The organism is Vibrio sp. 378 (assembly GCF_033339435.1).
Window position 1 is genome coordinate 1 of record NZ_JAWOUO010000812.1, and the last position, 599, is coordinate 599.

General features: G+C 36.7%; 1 protein-coding gene. It reads right to left on the reverse strand.

Annotation, left to right across the window (positions count from 1 at the left end; all coding sequences use genetic code 11):
* The coding region (locus R7Q48_RS28985; protein WP_411979305.1) for a radical SAM protein at positions 1 to 599 on the reverse strand (599 nt) is incomplete at both ends.

The following is a 599-nucleotide window of genomic DNA, read 5'->3' on the forward strand; positions in this document are numbered from 1 at the left end:
GTTCGTATTTCTGAGGATCTGTATGGCGTTTGTCTGTCGAGAAAATCAGATTGCTACCAAAGTGTTGGCCACGAGCTTGCTCTGTTTCTAACGGAGAAGATTCGACAAGAGGTGAGAACTGAATATGTTTCACCTTATTCTTTCGGAAAAATGAATAGATAGCCTCAGCATGTTTGCAATACTCTTTGGTCACACATGCCAAAACGTTGTATTCAACGTTCATTTTTTGTAGAAGCTTTAATGCAGAAAAGCTTTCTTTAAAAGCACTTTTTCCTTGTTTGGTTCGGTATTTTTCTTGAAGCCACTCAGGCCCATCTAAACTTAATCCAACCAAGAAGTTATTTTCTCGAAAGAATCGGCACCAATCACTTTTTAATTTAGAACCATTGGTTTGAATTGTGTTCTTTATTAATTTTCCGTTAGCGTATTGTTTTTGAAACTCAACAGCCTTTTCAAAAAAATCAATGCCTATCAATGTGGGTTCTCCACCGTGCCATGCGAACTCGACAATAGGCGTATCTTGGCTAGAAATATAATTTTTAATATAAGTCTCTAGCGTTTCTATATTCATCGATTTTTTAGATTTTAAGAGCAGGTCC